Source organism: Amycolatopsis sp. cmx-4-83 (assembly GCF_046548815.1).
GTDB lineage: Bacteria > Actinomycetota > Actinomycetes > Mycobacteriales > Pseudonocardiaceae > Amycolatopsis > Amycolatopsis pretoriensis_A.
On record NZ_JAEBEF010000028.1, the window covers coordinates 1 to 1,978 of the forward strand.

Here is a 1,978-nt window from a genome sequence, read left to right on the forward strand (position 1 = left end):
GGTTTTCGCTGTGACTGTCACCGACCCGGTGGAATCCGAACAGACACCACTGAGCCTCGGCCGCGCCGCCGCCCGGACACTGGCCACCACGACCAAGTCCGTACCCCAGATGCAAGGCATCTCCACCCGCTGGCTCCTCAAAGCCCTCCCCTGGGTCGAAGTCGCAGCCGGGTCCTACCGCGTCAACCGCCGCCTCTCCTACGCCGTCGGCGACGGCCGCGTCACCTTCACCACCACCGGCGCCACCGTCCGCGTCATCCCCCCCGAACTCGGCGAACTCGCCCCCCTGCGCGGCTACGACGACGAAGACGTCCTCACCGAACTCGCCACCCGCTTCACCCAGCACGAATACCAACCCGGCGACACCCTCGTCGAATTCGGCTCCCCCGCCGACCAGGTCTTCCTCATCGCCCACGGCAAAATCACCAAAATCGGCACCGGCGCCTACGGCGACCACACCACCCTCGCCACCCTCGCCGACGGCGACTACTTCGGCGACACCACCCTCACCCACACCGACGGCATCTGGGAATTCACCGCCAAAGCCGTCACCACCTGCACCGTCCTCACCCTCCCCCGCACCGCCTTCGACGACGTCCTCTCCCGCGCCGAAACCCTCCAGGCGCACCTGCAGGCCTACGAGGCCCGCGGATCGGCGGCGTCCAACGACCACGGCGAAGCCGAAATCTCCCTCGCCTCCGGCCACGACGGCGAACCCCACCTGCCCGGAACCTTCGTCGACTACGAAGCCCAACCCCGGGAATACGAACTCTCCGTCGCCCAGACCGTCCTGCGCGTGCACTCCCGCGTCGCCGACCTCTACAACCAGCCGATGAACCAGATCGAACAGCAGCTCCGCCTCACCATCGAAGCCCTGCGCGAACGCCAGGAACACGAACTGGTCAACAACACCGACTTCGGGCTCCTGCACAACGCCGACTTCTCCCAGCGCATCCCCACCCGCACCGGCCCACCCACCCCCGACGACCTCGACGAACTGCTCACCCTGGTCTGGAAAGACCCCGGCTTCTTCCTCGCCCACCCCGCCACCATCGCCGCGTTCGGCCGCGAATGCACCAAAGCCGGCATCTACCCCGGCTCCACCGACCTCGGCGGGCACCAGGTCCCCGCCTGGCGCGGCGTCCCGATCCTGCCCTGCAACAAAATCCCCGTCTCCGACACCCGCACCAGCTCCATCCTGCTGATGCGCACCGGCGAACAAGCCCAAGGCGTCGTCGGACTCCACCAGACCGGCCTGCCCGACGAATACCAGCCCGGGCTCAACGTGCGGTTCATGGGCATCAGCGAACAGGCCATCATCTCCTACCTCGTCTCCGCCTACTACTCCGCCGCGGTGCTGGTCCCGGACGCGCTGGCGGTGCTCGACAGCGTCGAACTCGGCCGGGAAGGCTGACCGTGACCGTCACCGACGAACCACCGGTGCAGCTCTCCCTCGGCGTCGCCGCCGCGCGGACCCTGGCCACCACCACCAAAACCCCGCCCCAGATGCGGGCCATCACCCCACGCTGGCTACTCACCCAGCTACCCTGGGTCGACGTCCCCGCCGGCACCTACCGCGTCAACCGGCGCCTCACCTACACCCTCGGCGACGGCAAACTCACCTTCTACACCACCGGCACCCACGTCCACGTCGTCCCCGCCGAACTCACCGAACTGCAACTCCTGCGCGGCTTCAGCGACGAAACCGCACTGACAGCACTGGCGGAAGCGTTCGAGCAACGCGAATACGACCCCGGCGCCACCCTCGTCACCGAAGGCACCCCCCTGGACACGCTCGTGCTGATCGCGCACGGCAAAGTCACCCGCCACCGCACCGGCCCCTACGGCGACGACACCACCCTCACCACCGCCACCGACGGCGACCACCTCGGCGCCGACCTCCTCGCCCGCAACGACACCACCTGGGAATTCACCGCCCGCGCCGCCACCCGCGTCACCGCACTCGCCCTGCCCGCCG

General features: G+C 68.7%; 2 protein-coding genes. Both read left to right on the forward strand.

The annotated features are described in order from the left end of the window. Positions 1-10 precede the first annotated feature (10 nt). The gene (locus ACLJQM_RS48145; RefSeq protein ID WP_410636675.1) at positions 11-1,414 is read left to right on the forward strand and encodes a family 2B encapsulin nanocompartment shell protein; all 1,404 of its coding nucleotides are present in this window, start codon (positions 11-13) and stop codon (positions 1,412-1,414) included. A gap of 2 nt (positions 1,415-1,416) precedes the next feature. After that, positions 1,417-1,978: cyclic nucleotide-binding domain-containing protein (locus ACLJQM_RS48150; protein ID WP_410636674.1), on the forward strand; the 562-nt coding region annotated here is incomplete at its 3' end.